Source organism: Bradyrhizobium barranii subsp. apii (genome assembly GCF_011516635.5).
GTDB lineage: Bacteria > Pseudomonadota > Alphaproteobacteria > Rhizobiales > Xanthobacteraceae > Bradyrhizobium > Bradyrhizobium barranii.
The window spans coordinates 7,911,167-7,932,537 of record NZ_CP096255.1 but is presented as its reverse complement, the minus strand read 5'-3'; the positions used below and the strand labels follow the sequence as shown (position 1 = coordinate 7,932,537).

The window sequence follows — 21,371 nt, the reverse complement described above, 5'->3', positions numbered from 1 at the left end:
GCCTTGTCAGCGTCGCTAATTATTGGCTTCTCAATTGGAAGCAATGCAGGCGCGAGTGCTGCAACTTACTGCCAACACGTCGGCTATCCCGCCAATTGTGTCGTTCGGACCGGCGTCATGGTCGCGCCAACCCGTCATGTTCGCGGAATGCCACCATCAATTGATGCCGGCCCGAGCGGCGTTATAAGGCAGGACTTGTTCGCAAGGAATAATCCGAACAATTTGCGATCGGATTGGCCCAGTCCACCCGCTCAACCGGGGCAGTTCTAGTCGCTATTTCGCGAATGCCGTCTCCATTACCTTTCGCGTCTTGATCGTCTCGTTGCTGGCGTCGAACTCGACGTCGCTCCAGCGCACGATTTCGCCATAGGCGACGTCGTGCTTCAACTTGAGGCGATGCGCGAGCCCGATCGGCAACGCGCCGGCCTCGAGGCTCGCGGCCGCAGGCACCAGCTTGCCCCAAACCGTGTAGCCGCCTTCGCCGTCCAGCATCTCGCCGGTGCGCAGATTGCGCTTGGCCACGGCGGCGACGTCGCCGCGGAAGCCATAGGGCTGGCCGGTCGGCTCGCCCCGCAGCGCCGCCGACAGGATCGAGATGTTCAGCTCGAGCCCGATCAGATGGTACGGCTTGTACATCGCCGCGAAGCGTCCGCTGCCGTCGGTCTTCAGGCCGTATTGCCTGAAGCAATCGGCGGCATAATCGTTCGGCGCCTCCAGCACGACATAGACGCCCCAGCGCAGATCGCGAAACACCGGCCGGCCGTCGCGCTCGAGCGAGGAGACGACTTCCACCACGCCCGACCGCTCCAGCACGCCGCCGCGTTCGCGCGGCCGCATGATGTGTGGCAAATCGTCGACGCCGCAGGGTGGAAACAGCAAACCGTTCGCGGGCACGTCGAGCCCGCAGGCATTGGCGATCGCGGCCATCTCGATCGCGGATTTGGTGCCGTTGAGGAAGGAGTTGAACATCTGCGGATTCATGCCGGCCGACTGCGCTTCGCCCGCGGTCAGGCCGTAATGCTGCCAGACGCCGTCGGGCGTCACGTCGTGATAGGCCGGCAGATATTTTGTTCCTTTGCCGGCTGCGACCACGCGAAAACCGGTGGCGCGCGCCCAGTCGACCATCTCGGCCGTCAGCGCCGGCTGGTCGCCATAGGCGAGCGAACAGACCACGCCCGCCTTGCGCGCTTCCTCGGCGAGCAGCGGGCCCGCCAGCACGTCGGCCTCGACATTGACCATCACGATATGCTTGCCCGCGGCGATCGCCGCGCGTGCGTGCCTGATGCCGACCGCCGGATTGCCGGTCGCTTCAACGACAACATCCATCGCGCCGCCGGCAATGGCGCGTGCGCCGTCGTCGGTAAACACGGTGGCCGCGATGCGCTCCGCATCCCAGCCCACGGTGCGGCAGGCTTCGCGCGCACGGTCGCGGTCGATGTCGACGATGATGGGCACCTCCAGCCCCGGCGTGTGCGGCACCTGCGCCAGAAACATCGAGCCGAACTTGCCGGCACCGATCAGCGCGACACGGACAGGCTTGCCGGCGGACGCGCGGGCCTGGAGGAGGCGGAAGAGGTTCATGGGGATGTCCTGAGCGCAACAATCAAATCTCGTCATTCCGGGGCGACGCGCAGCGTCGAGCCCGGAATCCATAACCACGATCGGGAGTATGGATTCCGGGCTCGCGCCCAAGAAGGCGCGCCCCGGAATGACAGTGAGAACTTACTCCGCAGCTTGCCGCGGTGCCCGTGCCAGCCGCACCAGCGCATCATCGTCCACCGTCTTGATCGGCGCAAAATCGCGATGCGCGATGTATTCAGGCCGCGTCGGTGTGCGGATGTAGTTCGAGACTGCGTTCAGCGTCAGGTACACGATCTTGCGCGGGTAGGGCGTGATGTTGCCGGCCGAGCCGTGCACGAGATTGCCGTGGAACATCAGCATGCCGCCGGGCTTGCCGGTCGGCGCCACGATGCCGCCCTGCTTGACCAGCCGCGTCACGGTCGCTTCGTCCAGCGTCCACAGCGGGTAGGAGGTCGTCGCAAGGTCGTGGGAGGCCTGGAGGTCGCCGGCGTCCTGGCTGCGCGGCACCAGCATCAGGGGGCCGTTGATCGGCATCACCTCGTCGAGGAAGATCGCGATGTTCATCGCGCGCGGCTCCGGCATGCCGTCGTCGCGCTTCCAGGTGCCGTAATCCTGGTGCCATTGCCAGACGTCGCCTGTGAAGGCCGATTTCGCGTTGATCTTGAACTGGTGCATGTAGACCGGCTCGCCGAACAATTGCTCGACCGGGTCGATCATGCGCGGATGCGCGCCCAGGATGCCGAATGCCTCGTTGTAGAGATGTGCGGCAAACGCCGTGCGCGGCGCGCCGCTCTTCTCGCGCCAGACCTCGGGCCGGTTCGCGTCATAGATCCCGACCGCCTCGCGCGCGAGGAAGTCGACCTCCTCCTGGCTGAACAATTCGGGGAGGAACAGCCAGCCCTCGCGGTGGAAGAACTCCAATTGCTCCTGAGACAGTTTCATGGGTCGTCCTCCTGCTTTGATTTGTTGTTTTCTCTCGTCATGGCCGGGCTTGACCCGGCCATCCACGTCTTTGCTCCACGTTCGCGAGAAGAACGTGGATGCCCGGGACAAGCCCGGGCATGACGGCGGGCGCGCAAATGGCTACGCCGCCGCCTCGTCCGTCGCCCTCAATTTCTCCTCGGTCATCCGTCCTGCCGTCTGCGCATGCGCCAGCGCTGCGCGCTCGGCGGCTTTCGCGTCACCTGCGAGAATGTGTCCGGCAATCGTCGCATGCTCGGCCCACGCGCTGCCGCGATAATCGAGCTCGGAGAGCACCGTCGCCATCGAGCGGCGCATATGCGGCCATTGCGGCGCGATCGTCTCCTCGATCACGGGATTGCCCGCGAGCTGATAGATCGCGCGGTGAAAATCGACGTCGAGCACGATCAGCTCGGCGAGCGACGTCTTGCGGTCGATGCGGCGTCCGGCGGCGAGGGCCGCGTCCAGCCGCGCGCGTCCCGCCGCGTCGCTTGCGGCGCGCTGAGCGGCGAGCCGGGCGGCCAGCGCATCGATGGCGCCGCGCACCTCGTAGAGCTGGCGGATGCGCGAGGGGTCGAGCTGGGTGACTTCAAAGCCGCGACGGCCGCTCTCGGCGACGAGACCCTGCCGGTGCAGCAGATGCAGCGCATGCGACACCGGTTGGCGCGACACGCCGAGCTTGTCGGCGAGTTCGTTCTGCCGGATGCGCTGGCCGGGTTGAAGCGTGCGGTCGGAGATCGCCTCCAGGATCCGCGCATAGACCTGGTCGATCAGGTTCGGGAGCGGGTCGAGAGGGATCACGCCGGCAGCGCCGAGACACAAAAGAGAATACGGAATTCCGTATTCGAAGGTATCGCAGGAGGGGGAGGGCGTCAAGATGGGCCTCGTGGCCCCCTCAAGCCGTCATTTTGGGGTACGCTAAGCTATTGATATCGCTAGGGCCGTTTACTGTGCATGGGGTTGTTTTCGCCAAAATGGCTTGGCCGGCCCCGGCGCCTACTTCTTCTTGCCCTGCTCGATCAGTATCCGGCTCATCAGATAGAGCCGCGGCACGATCGAGTTGGTGTCGATGAACTCGTCCCGGGCGTGATAGCCGAAGCCGGCGAGGCCAAAGCTCTCGACCACGACCGCCTTGCCGCTGCGGTTGGCATAGCCGGCATCGGTGGCGCCGCCGGTCATCTCGGCGATGTCGAGCTTGCGGTCGATCTCGGCATAGATCGCCTGCCCCTCCTGCGCGAGCGCGCGGCCGCGATCGCTGGCGACGAAGGGCGGGCGGCCCGCAATGATCGTCACCGTGGTTTCGGTGTCGGGCACGAACTTGTCCTTCACCTTCGCGTCGAGCGCCGCCTGCAATTTGGCGATGCCATCGGGGATGGTCAGGCGGATGTCGGCGCCGGCCTCGGCCTTTTCCGGAATCTGGTTGCGCACCGTGCCCGCCTGCGCCGTGGTCCAGTTCAGCTGCGTGCCCGGGATCGACTTCGCCACGTCCTTCGTCTGCTGCAATTGGTGCGCGAGCTCGATCAGCGCGTTGCGGCCGAGATCGGGCGCGGCGCCGGCATGCGAGGCGCGGCCCTTCACCTCCATCTTCGCGGTGGCGGTGCCGCTCGCGCCCAGCAGCAGCCCGTCATTCTTGGCGATCGGCGCGGCCACCGTCGGTTCGCAGGAGAGCACGAGGTCGTGCTGGTCGGCGAGCTCTGCGATGATCTCGCCCGACCCGATCGAGCCGACCTCTTCATCCGGATTGAAGGACACGGTGAGCCTGGCGTAATCCCGCCAGCCGGCGTCCTTCAGGATCTTGAGCGCATGCAGGACCACGGCGATGCCGCCCTTGTCGTCGGCGATGCCGGGGCCGTAGATGCGGTTGCCGTCGATACGGTACGGCTCGCTTGCGAGGATGCCGCGCTGATAGACCGTGTCCATATGCGCGATCAGCATCAGCTTGCGCGACCCGGTGCCCTGGAAGGTGGCGATCACCATGTCGGCGCCCGTACCCGCGGTGGTCTTGCGCCGCTCGATGGTGGCGCCCAGCGCCTTCAGGCGCGCTTCGGTGAATTCGGCCATCTTCGTCAGGCCTTCGGCATCGCTGCTGCCGCTTTCGATCATCACCATGTCGTGCAGGGTCTCGATCAGCGGCGCCTTCTCCTGCTCGGCCGCGGCTTTCAGCTTCTCGTCGGCGGCCGCAAGCGCGATGGTGCTGCCGGCGGCGAGGCCGAGCAGGGACAAGGCGAGCAGGGGAATGAAGCGGGCTGTCATGGAATCGTCCTTTCGCGTCTTGAGCGCACCGCGCGCGATTGGACTTCAGCGTAACATCCGGGCTGTCCAGATGCCACGTCCCGCTAGCGCTCCAGCACTTCCACCTCCATTGTCGCGATCTGGTCCGCGTCGGCCACCGCCTCGATCCCCGCGATCCGGTCGCCGTTGAACGTCACGCGCAGCGCGATGCGCAGACGTCCGCCGAAGATGACAGCGACGCCCATCTCGCCATCGACCAGCGCCGTCCGTGCAGCCTGCGCACGGCCCTTGTAGAGCTGCGCGACCGCATCCGCGCCGCGGATCTCCGGCAGCGTGCCGAGCCGCATCGCAGCCTGGTCGGCACGGAACACGACGTCGGGATCGAGCACGGCCAGCAGGCCCTCGAAATTGCCCTCGCGCGAAGCCCTGAGGAAGGCATCGACGATCGCGCGCTGGTGCGAGATGTCCGCCTCGGGCACCGGCGCACCCTGGACGCGCCGACGTGCGCGGCTCGCAAGCTGCCGCGAGGCGTCGACCGAGCGTCCGACGATCGGCGCGATCTCCTCGAACGGGACTGCGAACATATCGTGCAGCACGAAGGCCAGCCGCTCCGCCGGCTGCAATGTCTCGAGCACGACGAGGAGGGCCGCGCCGACGGAATCGGCCATCTCCGCCTCGCGCTCCCGCGTCTCGTCGACCGGCTCGGGCACATGCGGGCCCATCGGGTCCTCGCGGCGCGATTTGCGCGCGCGCAGCATGTCGAGGCAGATGCGCGCGACCACGGTGGTCAGCCAGCCGCGCAGGTTCGCGACATCGGACGTGTCGTAACGGCTGACCCGCAGCCAGGCCTCCTGCACGGCATCGTCGACCTCGGCGCTGGAACCCAGCATCCGGTAGGCGACCGCGCGCAGATGGTCCCTGCTGGCCTCGAACTGGCGGCCGAGGAAATTTTCTTCGAAGTTTTTCTGGGTCATCGGTCACATTCCCTCATCGCAATCCGTCATGCCCATGACGAAGCCAATCCGGCCGATGTGACCGGAACCGTCGAAATTTTCAAACGGAGACGCAAGATGATGCACGCCCGCATGAACCACCCGGTCATGGTCCTGCCGGAGGCCATGAATGTCCTTCAGTCCCTTGGCAATTTGACCAAGCAGGGCCTGCCGGAAAAACTCCTCGAACTGGTGCACCTGCGCGCCAGCCAGATCAATGGCTGCAGCGTCTGCGTCGACATGCATCCGAAGATCGCCCGCAAGCTGGGTGAGACCGACGAGCGCCTGTTTGCCGTGTCGGCCTGGCGCGATGCGCCCTATTTCAGCGACGCCGAACGCGCCGCGCTGGCGCTGACCGAAGCCGTCACGCGCCTTGCGGATCGCGAGGACCCGGTGCCGGATGCGATCTGGAACGAGGCCGCCAAGCATTTTGACGAGCGCGAGCTCGCAACCCTGATCCTCTCGATCGCGACCATCAACGTCTGGAACCGGCTGAATGCGACGATCAAGATGCCGGTGGGCGTGTGGAAGGTGTGAGTTTCTGTGCCCTCTCCCCTTGCGGGAGAGGGCGGCGCCGCTGGGAGACACGAACTCACTTGGGTGAGGGGTATTTCTCCGCAGACTCATTTGCAGATGTGATCCTTCTCCCACATCCGCCTTCGCCTGAAGGCTTCGGCGGACAAGAGGGGAGAAGGAAAAAAGAAAGCTACTCCGCCAGAAACCTGTTCACCACCTCGCCGAACTCAAGCGGCGCCTGCTCGAACATCCAGTGGCCGGCATTCTCGATCACCGCCGTCTTGCTGCCCGCGATGTGCTCGGCCAGCACGCGCCACATCACCGACAGGCTGCCGATCGTGGCGCCGCCGCCGATCAGCAGCGTCGGGGTCCTGATCGCCTGCGCATCAGCGAGCGTGTAGGGCCGGCGCTGCTCGTCGATCTGGCCGAGGAAGGTGAGCGTGTTGTCGCGCAGCTGTTGCTTCGCCGCCGCCGGCACGCGCCGCCACGAGCCGTCGCCTTCGATGCCCTCGTAGAAATTCTGCAGCGCGCCGTCGAGATCGCCGGCGCGGATCATCTCGACCGAGCGTATCGTCTTCGCGGCGAGCGGCGGATGCGCGGGCGTGCCTTCGGGCACCGGCAGGCTGGCGTCGAGATCGCCGCCCGGCTCGGCCAGCACCAGCTTGCGCAGGAGGTCAGGCCGCGCTTGCGCGACCCGAAACGCGATGTGTCCGCCGCGCGAATGGCCCATCAGGTCGACCGGCCCGGGTTTGACCTGCTCGATGAAGGCGATCGTGTCCGCGACGTGTTGCGCCATCTTGTAGTCGTCGCCGACGGCGTCCCAATGCTCGGGAAAGAAGTGCCGCAGGCTGACCGAGATGACGCGATGGGACTTCGACAGCGGGCCGAGCACTGAATACCAAGTGCGGAAATCACCTAACGTGCCATGCACGCAGACCAGCGGCGGGCCGTCGCCGACTTCGAGATAGGCCATGTCGTAACCGTTGACGCGAAAGCTTTGCATGATCAGCTCGCCAGGAAATCCAGAACCAGTTCGGAGCATTTTTGCGGCGCCTGCTCGAACATCGGATGCGTCGCGTTCGGGATGATCGCCGTCTTGGAATAGGGCACGTGCGCAGCCAGCGCATGCAGTACCTTTGGCAGCAGGCCCTTGGTCCGCGCGCCCAGGATGAACAGCGTCGGCATCCTGATCGATTCTGCATCCGCCTTCGAGAACGGCGGGCGGTTGTCGCGGACCTGCCCGATCAGGGTATAGGCGTTGTCGCGCAGATTCTGCTTCACCATCGCCGGCAGCCGCGGCCAGGTGCCGGCGCCCTCCAGCGTGTCCACGAAGACGGCAAGGCCGCCGTCGACATCGCCGGCCGCGATCTTCGCGGCCGAGGCCGTGAACCGTGCCAACAGCGGCGAGGGGCCACCGACGTAATCGGGATCGAGGCTCGCATCGAGCTCGCCACCGGGTTCGGCCAGGATCAGCCGCCGCAACAGGTCGGGGCGCGCCTGCGCTACGCGGAAGCAGATGTGTCCGCCGCGGGAATGGCCCATCAGATCGACCGGGCCGAGGTCGAGCTTCTCGATGAAGGCGATGACGTCCTGGACATGCTGGGCGATCGAATAGGTGTCGCCGACGCCGTCCCAGCGGTCGGGGAAGAAGTGCCGCAAGCTGACGGCGATCACCCGATGCCGCTGCGTCAGCGGTCCGAGCAAGCAGCCCCAGACGCGGAAGTCATTGAGCGAACCATGCACGCAGACCAGCGGCGGCCGGCTCCTGTCTTCGCCCACGTCGAGATAGGGCATGTCGTATCCGTTGACGTGGAGGCTTTGCATTCGGGGCTCGCGGGAGGGGGCAGGAACTCCTGTGCAAGATTCCCGGAAACCGGGTGGATCGCAACTATTTCCAAGCCTAGATTTGGGCATGGATCACAATAGGGGCATGCGATAAGGACGCAAGCCAGGAACCAAGCCATGACCGATCAGCATTTTGCCCTGTTCGACACCAGGATCGGCCTCTGTGCCATCGCCTGGGGCCCGCGTGGTATCAACGGCACGCAGCTGCCCATGGGCGGGGAGGAGAAGATCCGCACCCGCATCAGCCAGCGCCATGCCGACGCCACCGAGGCCGAACCGACCGCCGAGGTGCGAGAGGCGATCGACCGCATCACAAAACTGCTCGCGGGCGAGCCGGATGATCTCACCGACATTCCGCTCGATCTCGACGGCGTGCCCGACTTCAACCGCGGCGTCTACGAGATCGCCCGTGCTATCCCGCCCGGCAAGACCATCACCTATGGCGATATCGCCAAGCAGCTCGGCGGCGTCCAGCTGTCGCGCGATGTCGGCCAGGCACTCGGGCACAACCCGTGCCCGATCGTCGTGCCCTGCCATCGCGTGCTGGCTGCCGGCAACAAGCCCGGCGGCTTCTCGGCGAATGGCGGTGTGGTGACGAAGCTGAAGATGCTCGAGATCGAAGGCGCGCTGGTGAACCACACGCCGAGTTTGTTCGATTGAGGGCTGCTCTTACCCTCCCCTGGAGGGGGAGGGTCGATCGCGCGCAGCGCGAGCGGGGTGAGGCGATCTCTCCACTCGGGCAGTGTGCGATTGGGATAGACCGTCACCCCACCCCGCTGCGCATTCCGCTTCGCTTCATGCGCAGCGACCCTCCCCCTCCAGGGGAGGGTAAGAAAGAGCGGGCACTAAATCTTCGCCGCGATCTTCGGCCAATACCGGTCGCGCAGATGTCGCTTTACCAGCTTGCCCGTCGGCGTGCGCGGCAGCTCGGCTTCGAAATCGATCGAGCGCGGGCATTTGATCGCCGAGAGACGCGTCTTGCAGTAGGCGATCAGGTCCGCCTCGAGCGCCTTGCCGGCGCGGCTCATGTCGTGCGGCTGCACCACCGCCTTCACCTCTTCGCCCATCTCCTCGTTCGGGACGCCGAACACGGCGACGTCGGCGATCTCAGGGTGGGTGATGAGCACATCCTCGGTCTCCTGCGGGTAGATGTTCACCCCGCCGGAGATGATCATGTAGGACTTGCGGTCGGTGAGGAACAGGAAGCCGTCCTTGTCGAGGTAGCCGACGTCGCCGAGCGTCGACCAACCCTTGGCGTTGTAGGCCTTCTTCGTTTTCTCTGGATCGTTGTGATAGGTGAAAACCGGCGCATCGGCGAAATAGACCGTGCCGATCTCGCCCACCGGCTGCTCCTCGTCGTTCTCGTCCAGGATCTTGATCTTGCCGACCACGGCGCGGCCGACGCTGCCGCGATGCTCCAGCCATTCTTTCGAATTGCAGACGGTGACGCCGTTGCCTTCCGAGCCCGCGTAATACTCGATCAGGATCGGTCCCCACCATTCGATCATTTTTGCTTTGACGTCGACCGGGCAGGGAGCTGCGGCGTGGATCGCGCCTTTCAGCGTCGAGACGTTGTACTGGGCGCGGACCTCGTCGGGCAGCTTCAGCATGCGCACGAACATGGTCGGCACGAGTTGCGACTGCGTGACCTTGTACTTTTCGACGAGCTTGAGAAAATCCTCGGCGTCAAAATGCTCCATGATGATGGAGGTGCCTCCGAGAACGATCGCCATCATGTTGAAGCGCAAAGGGGCCGCGTGATAGAGCGGCGCCGGCGAGAGGTAGGTGCTCTCCGCATTCATGCCGCACATGTCGGCGCAGAGTACGCGCAGGAAGGCGTTCGGCACGTCGATCTTGTTGCCCTCGAATGCCTTCTTGATGCCCTTCGGACGACCGGTCGTGCCGGACGAATACAGCATGTCGTAGCCGGCGACTTCGTCCGCGATCGGCGTTGTCGGCTGTGCGGACGCTTCCTTGTCGTAGGAGCGGAAGCCGGGCTGGGGCTCGTCGACCATGTAGAAGATCGGCTCGCCCGCGGTCCCCTTGATCAGGGCCTTGATCTGGTCGGCGCATTTCGGCGTGGTAATCACGACCTTGGCGCCGCAATCGCCGATGATGTAGTCGATCTCGTCCTGCTTCAGATAGCGGCTGATCGCGGTGTAATAGAGCCCGCTGCGTTGCGCGGCCCAGCAGATCTCCATGAAGGCGAGACGGTTCTCCATCAAGAGCGCGATGTGGTCGCCGGCCTTCAGGCCGAGCGAGCGGAACAGGTTTGCGCCCTGGTTCGAGAGCTCGTCGAGCTCGCGATAGGTGATCGCCTTGCCGGTCCCGGCCATCTGGTAGGCGATCTTGTCGGGCGTGGTTTTGGCGTAGACGGACGGATGGGTCATAAGCGTAGGTCCCAAGGCACACGAGATGTCGTCCCGGCGAAAGCCGGGACCCATAACCACAGGGCGTCGTTTGGCAGAGGATTGTCGTTCGGTACTGCGACCAACCACAATCGATAGATTTCGCGGTATGGGTCCCGGCTTTCGCCGGGACGACACCGTTAGTGTGGCAGCAGCAGTTTACAGCCGCTCCACGATCGTCACGTTGGCCATGCCACCGCCTTCGCACATGGTCTGAAGACCATAGCGCTTGCCGCGCTGGTGTAGGGCGTGGACCAGCGTCGTCATCAGCTTGGTACCGGAGCCGCCAAGGGGATGGCCGAGCGCGATGGCGCCGCCATTGACGTTGAGTCTGTCAGGATCGGCCCCGGTGGTCTTCAGCCAGCCGGTCGGCACCGAGGCGAAGGCCTCGTTGACTTCGAACAGATCGATGTCGTCGATCTTCATGCCGGCCTTCTCCAGCGCACGCTTGGTCGCGTGCAGCGGGGCGTCGAGCATGATGACGGGATCGCCGCCGGTCATGGTCATGTGGTGGATGCGCGCCAGCGGTGTGAGGCCGAGCTGCTTGAGGCCGCGCTCGTTCACGACCATGATGCCGGATGCGCCGTCGCAGATCTGGCTGGCGCTGGCCGCGGTGAGCTTGCCGTTCTCGGCAATCAGCTTGACGCCCTTGATGCCGTCGAGCGTGGCGTCGAAGCGGATGCCCTCGTCGATGTGGTGGGTGTCCTTGCTGCCATCGGCGCGGGTGATCTCGAGCGGCACGATCTCCTTCTTGAAGTGGCCGGCTTGCGTTGCCGCGATCGCGCGCTGATGGCTGTTGTAGGAGTATTCGTCGAGGTCATCCTTCGAGAGGCCGTACTTCTCGGCCATCATCTCGGCACCGGTGAACTGGCTGAACACGATGTTCGGATATTTCGCCTCGATGCCCGGGCTCTTGTAATTGCCAAAGCCGTTTTTGGCCGGAAGCTGCGAGGACAAGCCCATCGGTACGCGCGTCATCGATTCCACGCCGGCGGCGATCACCACGTCCATCGTGCCGGACATCACGGCTTGCGCCGCGAAGTGCAGCGCCTGCTGCGAGGAGCCGCACTGCCGGTCGATCGAGGTGCCCGGAACGCTCTCCGGCAGCTTCGAGGCCATGATCGCGTTGCGCGCGACGTTGTTGGACTGCTCACCGACCTGCATCACGCAGCCCATGATCACGTCCTCGACCAGGGCAGGATCGACCTTGGTGCGATCGACCAGTTCGTCCAGCACCTTCGCGGCGAGATCGGCCGGATGCCAGCCGGCGAGGCGGCCCCCCTTGCGCCCGCCCGCGGTACGCGCAGCGGCGACGATGTAAGCCTCGGCCATGTCGGTCTCTCCCTGGATTGTTCTCTATCGAGTTTGGATTGTCGGCGCGGATTTAATGGGCGCGATATCGTTTAGTCAATCGATCAATTAACTCTTGTGATGAGGCGCTGCTTCGGCTTATCTGCGGCCGCTTCAAGCGGCGAGAACAGGGAACTCCGTGACTACCAGCGTACCGAACAGGCTCCCCAGCGGAAAGAATTCCACGGCAGAGAAATTGCTCGTGGCCGCGAGCGACCTGATGATCGAACGCTCGTCGATCGAGATCTCGCTCTCTGACATCGCCCAGAAGTCGGGCGCCAATGCCGCGCTGGTCAAATATCATTTCGGCAACAAGGACGGCCTGTTGCTGGCGCTGCTCGCGCGCGATGCCGCGACCGAGATGTCCAACCTGGAATATCTGCTGGCGCAACCGATCACATCGACGGCGAAGCTGAAGCTGCATATCGCCGGCATCATCCGCGCCTATTACCGGTTCCCCTACATGAACCGGCTGATTCACTATCTGCTGCATGAGACCAATGCAGGCTCTGCCGACGAAGTCTCAAAATTCTTCGTCGCGCCGCTGCTGGACTTCCACCGGCGCCTGCTCACTGAGGGCGTCAGCCGCGGCGAGTTCCGTGCCACCGATCCGGTGCTGTTCTACACCAGCCTGATCGGCGCCTGCGATCACCTGTTCTTTGGCCGGCACGCGATGTCTCGCGCGACCGGCGTCGGTCCGGTCACCGATGACGTCTGCCGGCAATACATCAAGCACATGGAAACGCTGATCTGCGGTGGCATCCTCACGCAAGCCGAGGAAGCTGCCGCGGCCGGATAATCCGGCCGAGACGTACAAGTCTAGAGAAGAAACGCCCAAGGAAAGGTAGCCTGTCATGGAATTGAAAGACGTAGCCGTTCTCATCACCGGTGGTGGTTCGGGTCTTGGTGAAGCGACCGCGCGCGCCATGGCCGCCAAGGGCGCCAAGATTGGTGTGATCGATCAGAACAAGGACAATGCAGAGAAGGTCGCTGCCGAAGTGAAGGGCGTCGCGCTTCATGCCGACGTCACCAGCGAAGAGCAGATCAAGGCAGCAATCGCGAAGGCGGAAGCCGCACACGGCGTCGCGCGCGTGCTGATGAACTGCGCCGGCATCGGCGGCTCGCAGCGCATCGTCGGCCGCGACGGCATCTATCCGCTCGAAAAGTTTGCGCGCATCATCAACGTCAATCTGATCGGCACCTTCAACTGCCTGCGTCTGTTCGCCGAGCGCCTCGTCACGATCGAGCCCGTCGGAGAAGAGCGCGGCGTCATCATCAACACTGCCTCGGTGGCCGCCTATGAAGGCCAGATCGGCCAGATCGCCTATTCGGCCTCGAAGGGCGGCGTCGTCGGCCTCACGCTGCCGGCCGCGCGCGACCTCGCAAGCCAGAAGATCCGCGTCAACACCATTGCGCCCGGCCTGTTCTTCACGCCGTTGTTGATGGGTCTGAATGAAGAAGCCCGCAAGAGCCTCGGCGCCCAGGTGCCGCATCCCTCGCGCCTCGGCGATGCCAAGGAATACGGCTCGCTCGCGGTGCACATCGTCGAGAACGCGATGCTCAACGGCGAGACCATCCGTCTCGACGGCGCAATTCGCATGGCGCCGCGGTAGTAGAGGCGTACTCCGCTGCCGTCCTTCTCCCCTTGTGGGAGAAGGTGGCATAGGCGGCCTGTGGCCGCCGTCCTTAAAAGGACGCCGATGCTTCGCATCGGCTATGGCGCCGGATGAGGGGTTCTCTCCGCGGAGACAGACCCCTCACCCAAGCGAGTTCTTGGTCCGCGACGTACATGCCCTCTCCCACAAGGGGAGAGGGCGCAATAGCCGCCACTCAAAGAGCGGATGCAGGAGCGCCCCATGTCCCAACCGCTGCTGATCGAGCACAACGACGGCGTCGATACGGTGACGCTCAATCGGCCCGAATACCTCAACGCGCTCGATCCTGCGCTGATTGATGCACTCAATACCTACTTCCAGGGCCTCCAGCGCAACCGCGACACGCGCGTCGTCGTGCTGAAAGGCGCCGGCAAGAATTTTTGCGCCGGCCTCGACCTCAAGGCGGCGATGGCCCGCCGCGCCGGGCAGCAGGAGCCGCCCGGCGTCACTGAGTCGCTCGACTCGCAGCGCCGCATCGCCGACATCGTGATGTTGATGCGGCGTTGTCCGCAGCCGATCATCGCTCTGGTGCAGGGCGCGGCGGCCGGCGGCGGCTTTGCGCTGGCGCTTGCCTCCGACATCCGCATCGCGACCAAGTCGGCGCGCATGAACTGCGCCTTCATCAAGCTCGGCCTTGGCGGCTGCGATATCGGCACCAGCTACTTTCTGCCGCGGCTCGTCGGCGTCTCGGTCGCATCCGAGCTGATCCTGACCGGACGTTTCATCGGTGCCGAGCGTGCGCTCGCGGTCGGGCTCGTCTCGGAAGTCGTCGACGAAGACAAGCTCGACGAAGCCGCTGAACCTTACGTCGATGCGATGATGACGGCCTCGCCCGTGGGGCTGCGCCTGTCAAAAGAATGTCTCAACATGAGCGTCGATGCGGGATCGCTGGAAACCGTGATCGCGATAGAGGACCGCAACCAGGTCCTGTGCAGTCGCTCCGAGGAATTTTCGGAAGGCATCAGGGCCTTCCTTGAGAAGCGAAAGCCTGTCTATATCAGGCGCTGAAACGAGAACGATCCGCAAAGGACGATAATTCCGGGAGACGCAAAATGAGTGGAAGTGCGGCGGCCGTGATGACGAAGCCCGCCTTTCGCAAGGTCGAGTGGCTCGCGCGCGACATCGACGTCGAGCGGCGCGACGACGGCACGGTGGTGCTGAAGTCGCGCATTCCGCTGCAAGCCTACGAGACGCATCTTCCGGCCTCGCTGGCGAAATGGGCCAGGCAAGCGCCCGAGCGCATCTGGCTCGCGCAGCGCGGCGGAGCGAACCGCGAATGGCGCAAGGTCTCCTATGGCGAAGCCAAGCACACTGTGGATGCGCTGACACAGGCGCTGCTCAATCTCAAGCTCGAGGGACGCCCGGTCACGATCCTCTCCGGCAATTCGATCGAGCACGCGCTGATGACGCAGGCCGCGATGCAGGCGCGCTCGCCGGCGGCCCCGGTGTCGCCGGCCTACTCCTTGATGAGCCATGATCACGTCAAGCTGAAATATCTGTTCGACCTGATCAAGCCGGCCGTGGTGATGGTTCAGGACGGCCCGACCTTCGAGAAGGCGCTGAACGCACTCGACCTCACCGGCGTCACCGTCGTTCACGTCGTGCGTCCCTGCGACGGCATCAAGAGCGTCAGCTTTGCCGAGATCGCAGCAACGTCCGTGACCGCCGACGTCGAAGCATCGATCGCGAAGATCACGCCGCAGACCGTCGGCAAGCTGTTGTTCACCTCCGGTTCGACCGGCATGCCCAAGGCGGTCATCAACACGCAGGAGATGATGTGCGCCAATGCGGCGATGATGATGCAGGTGCGGCCGCGCGATCCCGGCGGTCCGATCTCGACCATGCTGGACTGGATGCCATGGAACCACACCATGGGCGGCAATGCGGCGTTTCACCCGGTGCTGGTCGACGGTGGCACGCTCTATATCGATGACGGCCGGCCGATGCCGGGCCAGTTCGAGGAGACGCTGCGGAATCTGCGCGAGATCTCGCCGACCTATTACGCCAACGTGCCGGCCGGCTATGCCGCGCTCGCGGCGGCGATGGAGAAGGACGATGCGCTGTGCCGCTCGTTCTTCAAGAACCTGTCGATCATGGCCTATGGCGGCGCGCGGCTGCCCGACGATCTCTATGAGCGCATGCAGGCGCTCGCGGTGAAGACGACCGGCGAGCGCATCGTGTTCTACACCGGCTGGGGCTCGACCGAGACGGCGCCGACCTCGACCGGCACCTATTGGGACACCGAGCGCGTCGGCCTGATCGGCCTGCCGTTCCCCGGCGTCGAATTGAAGATGGTGCCGTGCGGCCCGAAATACGAATTGCGCCTGCGCGGCGTCAACGTCACGCCCGGCTATTTTGGCCAGCCTGATCTCACCAAAAAGATGTTCGACGAGGAAGGCTTTTACTGTATCGGCGATGCCGGCATTTTTGTTGACGATGCCGATCCGGTGAAGGGCATCATCTTCGCCGGCCGCGTCGTGGAGGACTTCAAGCTCACCACCGGGACCTTCGTGCATGTCGGCTCGCTGCGCACCGATGCGATCGCGGCGGCGACGCCCGTTGTGCATGACGCGCTGGTTGCCGGGCAGGATCAATGCTCGATCGGTCTGCTGGCATGGCCGAACCTGCACGCCTGTCGCCAGCTGGTCGGCAATCCCGAGCTGAGCTTCGAGGATGCCGTGAAGCATCCTGAGGTGATCGCCTGCTTCAAACGCGGCCTCGAAGCACACAACGCGGAGTGTGGCGGCGCCAGCAGCCGCGCTATCGCGCGCGCAATGCTGATGGCCGAGCCGCCCTCCATCGACGGCAATGAGCTCACCGACAAGGGCTACATCAACCAGCGCGCCGGCCTGGAACGCCGCGCGGCGCTGGTGGAGCGGCTTTATGCCGACAAGCCGGATCAGGACGTGATCGTGCTGCGATGAATGCGCAACTCTCTCAACTCGTCATTCCGGGATGGCCCGAAGGGCCAGGCCCGGAATCCATAACCCCGGCTGGTGGATATGGATTCCGGGCTCGCGGGCCGCGCGCCCCGGAATGACGGCGCAGACAAATGACAACGAATAAGCAGAGGTAGCCCGCCATGAACTTTGATTTCTCCGACGACCAGAAACAGCTCCGCGACCAGGCGCGCAAATTCCTCACCGAAAAATGCTCGCCGAAGGCGGTGCGCGTCGTGCTCGACGGCAAGGCTCCTTACGACAAGGAGCTGTGGAAGGGCCTCGCCGAGATGGGCTTTCTCGGCGTCGCGATCCCCGAGGAGTTTGGCGGCGCTGGCGCGGGCCATCTCGAGCTTTGCGTGATCGCGGAGGAGATGGGCCGGGCGAATGCACCGGTGCCGTTTTCCTCGACCGTGTACCTCGCCGCCGAAGCGCTGCTGATCGCAGGCAGCGACGCGCAGAAGAAAAAATGGCTGCCGGCGATCGCCTCGGGCGAGGCGATCGGCACGCTGGCGCTGTTCGAGGGCAAGGGCAATCCGTCGCCGAGGAACGTCAAGCTCACGGCTGCGAACGGCGTGCTCAACGGCGTCAAGAAGCCGGTCGCTGACGGTGCGATTGCCGACTTCGCTGTCGTCGCCGCACGCGCGGGATCGAGCGGTCGCGACGGCGACATCTCGCTGTTCCTCGTCGACCTCAAGGCCGGTGGCGTCGAGGTGAAAAGCCTCACCAATCTCGATCCGACCCGCGGGCAGGCCGAGATCACCTTCAAAGACTGCAAGGCCGAGCCGCTGGGAGCTGCCGGCGAAGGCTGGAGCATTTTGACCCAAGTGCTCGACCGCGCCGCGGTGCTGTGCGCTTTCGAGCAGGTCGGTGGCTCCGACCGCGCGCTGGAGATGGGCCGCGACTACGCGCTCGACCGCATCGCCTTTGGCCGCCAGATCGGCTCGTTCCAGGCGGTCAAGCATATGCTCGCGGACATGTATGTGTCGGCGACGCTGGCGCGCTCCAACAGCTATTACGGCGCCTGGGCGCTCTCGACCAACGCGGCCGAGCTGCCGGAAGCCGCCGCCGCCGCGCGCATCAGCGCGACGCAGGCGTTCCAGCACTGCGCCAAGAACAACATCCAGGTTCACGGCGGCATGGGCTTCACCTGGGAGTTCGACTGCCACATGTACTACCGCCGCGCCAACGCCATGGCGCTGGGGCTCGGCAGCCTGTCCTATTGGGAAGACCAATTGATCGACCGCATGCGGAAGAAGAACGCGGCGTAACGACAGGTGATTTGTAGGATGGGTAGAGCGTAGCGAAACCCATTATGACGCGGGTGGTCTGACAGATGGGTTTCGCTTCGCTCTACCCATCCTACGACGCCGGCGAAGGATGACAGACCATGAATTTCGACGACACCCCGCAGGAAGCCGAATTCCGCAGCGTGGCCCGCGCCTGGATCGGCGCGAACGCGCCCAGGCAATACGAGGAGGATCTGCGCAAATCCTCGCTCGGCCGCACCCAGCTCAAGAACGCCAATATTCTCGAGGTCGCCAAGGCCTGGCAGAAGAAGAAGGCCGATGCCGGCTGGGCCTGCCTGCACTGGCCGAAGGAGTATGGCGGGCGCGGCTCGTCGCCGATCGAGCGGGTGATCTGGCAGCAGGAAGAAGGGCCGTTCGGCCAACTCTCCCGCATGTTCATCATCGGTCACGGCATGTGCGGGCCGACCATGATGGCGTTCGCGCGCGAGGAGCATAAGCGCACCTATCTGCCGCCGCTCGCCTCCGGCGAAAAGGTCTGGTGCCAGCTGTTCTCCGAGCCTGCTGGCGGCTCCGACGTCGCGGGCCTGCGCACGCGCGCGGAAAGGGACGGCGACGACTGGGTCATCAACGGCCAGAAGATCTGGACCTCGGGGGCGCATTATTCCGACTACGGCATCCTGCTGACCCGCACCGATCCGACCGTGCCCAAGCACAAGGGTCTCACCATGTTCTTCCTGGACATGAAGAGCCCGGGCGTCGAGGTGCGGCCGATCAAGCAGGCGAGCGGCGCATCCGACTTCAACGAGGTCTATTTCACAAACGTCCGCATTCCCGATCATCAGCGTCTCGGCGAGGTCGGTGACGGCTGGAACGTCTCGCTGACCACGCTGATGAACGAGCGCAGCGCGATCGGCGCGGCCGTCTCGACCGGTTTCCCGGAGCTGTTCGAGTATTGCTCCAGCCTGATGCTCGACGATGGCCCGGCGATCGAGGACCGCGCAGTGCGCTCGAAGCTTGCGAACTGGGCGGCGAAGGCGAGCGGGCTGAAGTACACCAGCATGCGCGCGATCTCGGCGCTGTCGAAGGGCGAGCGGCCGGGGCCGGAGAACTCGATCGGCAAGCTGGTCGCAGGCTCGATGATCCAGGACGTCGCGACCTACGCGCTGGACCTGCAGGGTGCCGCGGGCGTGGTCAGCGGCGAGGATGCCGAACTCGCCGGCCGTTTCCAGGCGATGCTCTTGCGCGCGCCCGGCACGCGCGTCGAAGGCGGCACCGACGAGATCATGCGCAACATCATCGCCGAGCGGGTGCTGGGCCTGCCCGGCGATATCCGGGTCGACAAGGACGTGCCGTTCAACAAGATCCCGACGAAGGGAAGAGGTTAGAATCGTAGGGTGGGCAAAGGCGCGTAGCGCCGTGCCCACCAATTCTGTCGAGAACGAGGGAAGGTGGTCGGCACGCTTCGCTTTGCCCACCCTACGCACCGAGCAAGAATTGAGAGGTTCGCCATGAATTTCGACGACACCCCGCAGGAAGCCGCTTTCCGCGAGACCGCGCGCAAATGGGTCGAGGCCAATGCACCTAGGGAGTTGCATGCCGAGCTGTCAAAATCCTCGCTCGGACGCATCCGGCTGGCCAATCATGACATCGTCGATGTCGGCAAGGCTTGGCAGAAGAAGAAGTTCGAGGGCAATTGGGCCTGCCTGCACTGGCCGAAGGAATATGGCGGCCGCGACGCCACGCCGATTGAGAAGGTGATCTGGCAGCAGGAAGAGGGCGTCTACGGCAAGCTGACGCAACCGTTCCAGATCGGCGAGGGCATGTGCGGTCCGACCGTGATGGCTTTTGGCAGCGAGGACGCCAAGCGCCGCCACCTGCCGAAGCTCGCCTCCGGCGAAGAGATCTGGTGCCAGCTGTTCTCCGAACCGTCCGCCGGCTCCGACGTCGCGGGCCTGCGCACGCGCGCGGAGAAGAAGGGCGACAATTGGGTCGTCAACGGCCAGAAGATCTGGACCTCGGGCGCGCATTATTCCGACTTCGGTCTGTTGATCGCGCGGACCGATCCGAATGTGCCCAAGCATAAGGGCCTCACCATGTTCTTCCTGGACATGAAGAGCCCGGGCGTCGAGGTCCGCCCGATCAAGCAGGCCAACGGCATGCAGGAGTTCAACGAGGTCTATTTCACCGACGTGGTGATATCAGACAGCCAGCGCCTCGGCGCCGTCGGCGAGGGCTGGAGCGTGTCGCTGACGACGCTGATGAACGAGCGGATGTCGATCGGCTCGCGGCTTGCGACCGGCGTCCCTGAAATGTTCGAGTTCTGCTCCAATCTGATGCTTGAGGACGGGCTCGCCATCGACGATCCCGCCGTGCGCTCGAAACTCGCGAGCTGGGTGGTGAAGTCGAGCGGGCTGAAATACACCAGCTACCGCGCGATCTCGGCGCTCTCGAAAGGCGATCGGCCGGGGCCTGAGAATTCGATCGGCAAGCTCGTCTCGGGCATGATGCTCCAGGACATCGCGACCTACGCGATGGACCTCCAGGGCGCGGCCGGTGCTCTCACCGGCGCCGACGAGGAGACGGTGCAGGGCCAGTTCCAGCAGATGCTGCTGTCCTCACCCTCGATGCGCATCGCCGGCGGCACCGACGAGATCTTGCGCAACATCATCGCCGAGCGCGTGCTGGGATTGCCGGGCGACATTCGCGTCGACAAGGACGTGCCGTATAACAAGATCCCGACGAAGGGTCGGTGATCCAGCCTCTCGCTGTATCGCGTAGGGTGGGCAAAGCGAAGCGTGCCCACCATATGCAGATGCACCGGGGTAAGCCTGTCGGTGGGCACGGCACTATCGCGCCTTTGCCCACCCTACGAGGAGCGCGAGCTAATTCATGGATGCAAAAGTGAGCCAGACCCAAGACCGCATCGGCGTGCTCGAGGAGCTCCTCAACGAGCGTTACTCCGTCCGCGCCTTCCTGCCCAAGCAAGTCGACCGCGCGACGATCGAGCATGTGCTCGCCACCGCGCAGCGCACTGCGTCCTGGTGCAACAGCCAGCCCTGGCAGGTCATCATCGCCAGTGGCGCGGCCAAGGAGCGTTTTCGCCAGCTGATCTACAAGGAAGCGTCAGGTGGATTGGGTGACGATTACGACTTCACACCGCCTCGCGAATATGCCGGCGTCTATCTCGAGCGCCGCCGCGAGAGCGGGTTTCAGCTCTACAACACGCTCGGCATCACCCGCGGCGACAGAAGCGCCTACGCAAAACAGGCGCTGGAGAACTACAATTTCTTCGGCGCGCCCCATGTCGCGATCATCCACACCAACGAGCCGCTCGGCATCTACGGCGCGATCGATTGCGGCGCCTATGTCTCGAATTTCATGCTGGCCGCGCAGGCGCTCGGGCTCGGCACCATTCCGCAGGCGGCGCTCGCGCGCCATTCCGGGCTGATCCGCCGCCACTTCAATCTGCCCGACGACCGCCGCGTCGTCTGCGGCATCTCGTTCGGCTATGCCGACGACGCCCACAAGGTCAACAGCTACCGCACCTCGCGCGCGAGCGTCGCCGACACCGCCACGTTCGCGGACGAATGATCCCGTTTCGCGCGCGCCATCCGGCTTTCACACACGCGCAAAGGCGGCCGCA

At 64.6% G+C, this 21,371-nt stretch carries 19 protein-coding genes; 10 read left to right on the top strand and 9 right to left on the bottom strand.

The window, feature by feature from the left end; genetic code table 11:
• Positions 1 to 273 precede the first annotated feature (273 nt).
• From HAP41_RS38050 to HAP41_RS38030, 5 genes are all read right to left on the bottom strand, one after another.
• Entirely contained in the window at positions 274 to 1,581 is a 1,308-nt protein-coding gene (locus tag HAP41_RS38050) for an NAD(P)H-dependent oxidoreductase (protein ID WP_166082324.1), read from the bottom strand.
• Between the two features lie 141 nt (positions 1,582 to 1,722).
• Positions 1,723 to 2,523, bottom strand: a complete 801-nt coding sequence (locus tag HAP41_RS38045) for a phytanoyl-CoA dioxygenase family protein (RefSeq protein ID WP_166082330.1) — start codon at positions 2,521 to 2,523, stop codon at positions 1,723 to 1,725.
• A gap of 141 nt (positions 2,524 to 2,664) precedes the next feature.
• Positions 2,665 to 3,342: a GntR family transcriptional regulator gene (locus tag HAP41_RS38040; RefSeq protein ID WP_063985762.1), complete on the bottom strand. Its 678-nt coding sequence runs from the start codon at positions 3,340 to 3,342 to the stop codon at positions 2,665 to 2,667.
• A gap of 195 nt (positions 3,343 to 3,537) precedes the next feature.
• Positions 3,538 to 4,794: a M20/M25/M40 family metallo-hydrolase gene (locus HAP41_RS38035; RefSeq protein WP_166082345.1), complete on the bottom strand. Its 1,257-nt coding sequence runs from the start codon at positions 4,792 to 4,794 to the stop codon at positions 3,538 to 3,540.
• An 83-nt stretch (positions 4,795 to 4,877) separates the two neighbouring features.
• A complete protein-coding gene (locus tag HAP41_RS38030) occupies positions 4,878 to 5,747 on the bottom strand; it encodes a sigma-70 family RNA polymerase sigma factor (RefSeq protein WP_166082351.1) in 870 nt (289 codons plus the stop codon).
• Positions 5,748 to 5,846: 99 nt separating this feature from the next.
• Between HAP41_RS38030 and HAP41_RS38025 the strand changes: the two genes are divergently transcribed.
• On the top strand, positions 5,847 to 6,302 hold the full coding sequence (locus tag HAP41_RS38025) for a carboxymuconolactone decarboxylase family protein (protein ID WP_166105549.1): 456 nt from the start codon (positions 5,847 to 5,849) through the stop codon (positions 6,300 to 6,302).
• A gap of 169 nt (positions 6,303 to 6,471) precedes the next feature.
• Here HAP41_RS38025 and HAP41_RS38020 read toward each other — a convergent pair whose 3' ends face one another.
• Together HAP41_RS38020 and HAP41_RS38015 are read right to left on the bottom strand one after the other, a co-directional pair.
• Positions 6,472 to 7,284 carry an alpha/beta fold hydrolase gene (locus HAP41_RS38020; protein WP_166082354.1) on the bottom strand — a complete coding sequence of 271 codons (813 nt, stop codon included), beginning with the start codon at positions 7,282 to 7,284 and terminating at the stop codon, positions 6,472 to 6,474.
• Between the two features lie 2 nt (positions 7,285 to 7,286).
• The gene (locus HAP41_RS38015; RefSeq protein ID WP_166082357.1) at positions 7,287 to 8,105 is read right to left on the bottom strand and encodes an alpha/beta fold hydrolase; all 819 of its coding nucleotides are present in this window, start codon (positions 8,103 to 8,105) and stop codon (positions 7,287 to 7,289) included.
• A gap of 138 nt (positions 8,106 to 8,243) precedes the next feature.
• Here HAP41_RS38015 and HAP41_RS38010 point away from each other — a divergent pair, with 138 nt between their 5' ends.
• Complete coding sequence (locus tag HAP41_RS38010) at positions 8,244 to 8,786, top strand: methylated-DNA--[protein]-cysteine S-methyltransferase (protein WP_166082361.1); 543 nt, start codon at positions 8,244 to 8,246, stop codon at positions 8,784 to 8,786.
• 185 nt (positions 8,787 to 8,971) lie between these two features.
• Here HAP41_RS38010 and HAP41_RS38005 read toward each other — a convergent pair whose 3' ends face one another.
• Together HAP41_RS38005 and HAP41_RS38000 are read right to left on the bottom strand one after the other, a co-directional pair.
• A complete protein-coding gene (locus tag HAP41_RS38005) occupies positions 8,972 to 10,516 on the bottom strand; it encodes an acyl-CoA synthetase (RefSeq protein WP_166082365.1) in 1,545 nt (514 codons plus the stop codon).
• 177 nt (positions 10,517 to 10,693) lie between these two features.
• The gene (locus HAP41_RS38000; protein WP_166082374.1) at positions 10,694 to 11,866 is read right to left on the bottom strand and encodes an acetyl-CoA C-acetyltransferase; all 1,173 of its coding nucleotides are present in this window, start codon (positions 11,864 to 11,866) and stop codon (positions 10,694 to 10,696) included.
• 214 nt (positions 11,867 to 12,080) lie between these two features.
• Here HAP41_RS38000 and HAP41_RS37995 point away from each other — a divergent pair, with 214 nt between their 5' ends.
• The 8 genes from HAP41_RS37995 to HAP41_RS37960 all read left to right on the top strand — a co-directional run bounded on the left by HAP41_RS37995 (position 12,081) and on the right by HAP41_RS37960 (position 21,319).
• The gene (locus HAP41_RS37995; RefSeq protein ID WP_166082377.1) at positions 12,081 to 12,683 is read left to right on the top strand and encodes a TetR family transcriptional regulator; all 603 of its coding nucleotides are present in this window, start codon (positions 12,081 to 12,083) and stop codon (positions 12,681 to 12,683) included.
• A gap of 55 nt (positions 12,684 to 12,738) precedes the next feature.
• Positions 12,739 to 13,497: an SDR family NAD(P)-dependent oxidoreductase gene (locus HAP41_RS37990; RefSeq protein ID WP_166082383.1), complete on the top strand. Its 759-nt coding sequence runs from the start codon at positions 12,739 to 12,741 to the stop codon at positions 13,495 to 13,497.
• Positions 13,498 to 13,740: 243 nt separating this feature from the next.
• The gene (locus HAP41_RS37985) at positions 13,741 to 14,547 is read left to right on the top strand and encodes an enoyl-CoA hydratase/isomerase family protein (RefSeq protein ID WP_166082406.1); all 807 of its coding nucleotides are present in this window, start codon (positions 13,741 to 13,743) and stop codon (positions 14,545 to 14,547) included.
• Positions 14,548 to 14,591: 44 nt separating this feature from the next.
• On the top strand, positions 14,592 to 16,463 hold the full coding sequence (locus HAP41_RS37980; protein ID WP_166082415.1) for an AMP-binding protein: 1,872 nt from the start codon (positions 14,592 to 14,594) through the stop codon (positions 16,461 to 16,463).
• Between the two features lie 158 nt (positions 16,464 to 16,621).
• Positions 16,622 to 17,749, top strand: a complete 1,128-nt coding sequence (locus HAP41_RS37975) for an acyl-CoA dehydrogenase family protein (protein WP_166082428.1) — start codon at positions 16,622 to 16,624, stop codon at positions 17,747 to 17,749.
• Between the two features lie 119 nt (positions 17,750 to 17,868).
• Positions 17,869 to 19,113 carry an acyl-CoA dehydrogenase gene (locus HAP41_RS37970; RefSeq protein WP_166082430.1) on the top strand — a complete coding sequence of 415 codons (1,245 nt, stop codon included), beginning with the start codon at positions 17,869 to 17,871 and terminating at the stop codon, positions 19,111 to 19,113.
• 123 nt (positions 19,114 to 19,236) lie between these two features.
• Entirely contained in the window at positions 19,237 to 20,481 is a 1,245-nt protein-coding gene (locus HAP41_RS37965) for an acyl-CoA dehydrogenase (RefSeq protein WP_166082432.1), read from the top strand.
• A 136-nt stretch (positions 20,482 to 20,617) separates the two neighbouring features.
• Positions 20,618 to 21,319 (top strand): nitroreductase, encoded by a 702-nt coding sequence (locus tag HAP41_RS37960; RefSeq protein WP_166082459.1) that lies wholly within the window; start codon positions 20,618 to 20,620, stop codon positions 21,317 to 21,319.
• Positions 21,320 to 21,371 lie beyond the last annotated feature (52 nt).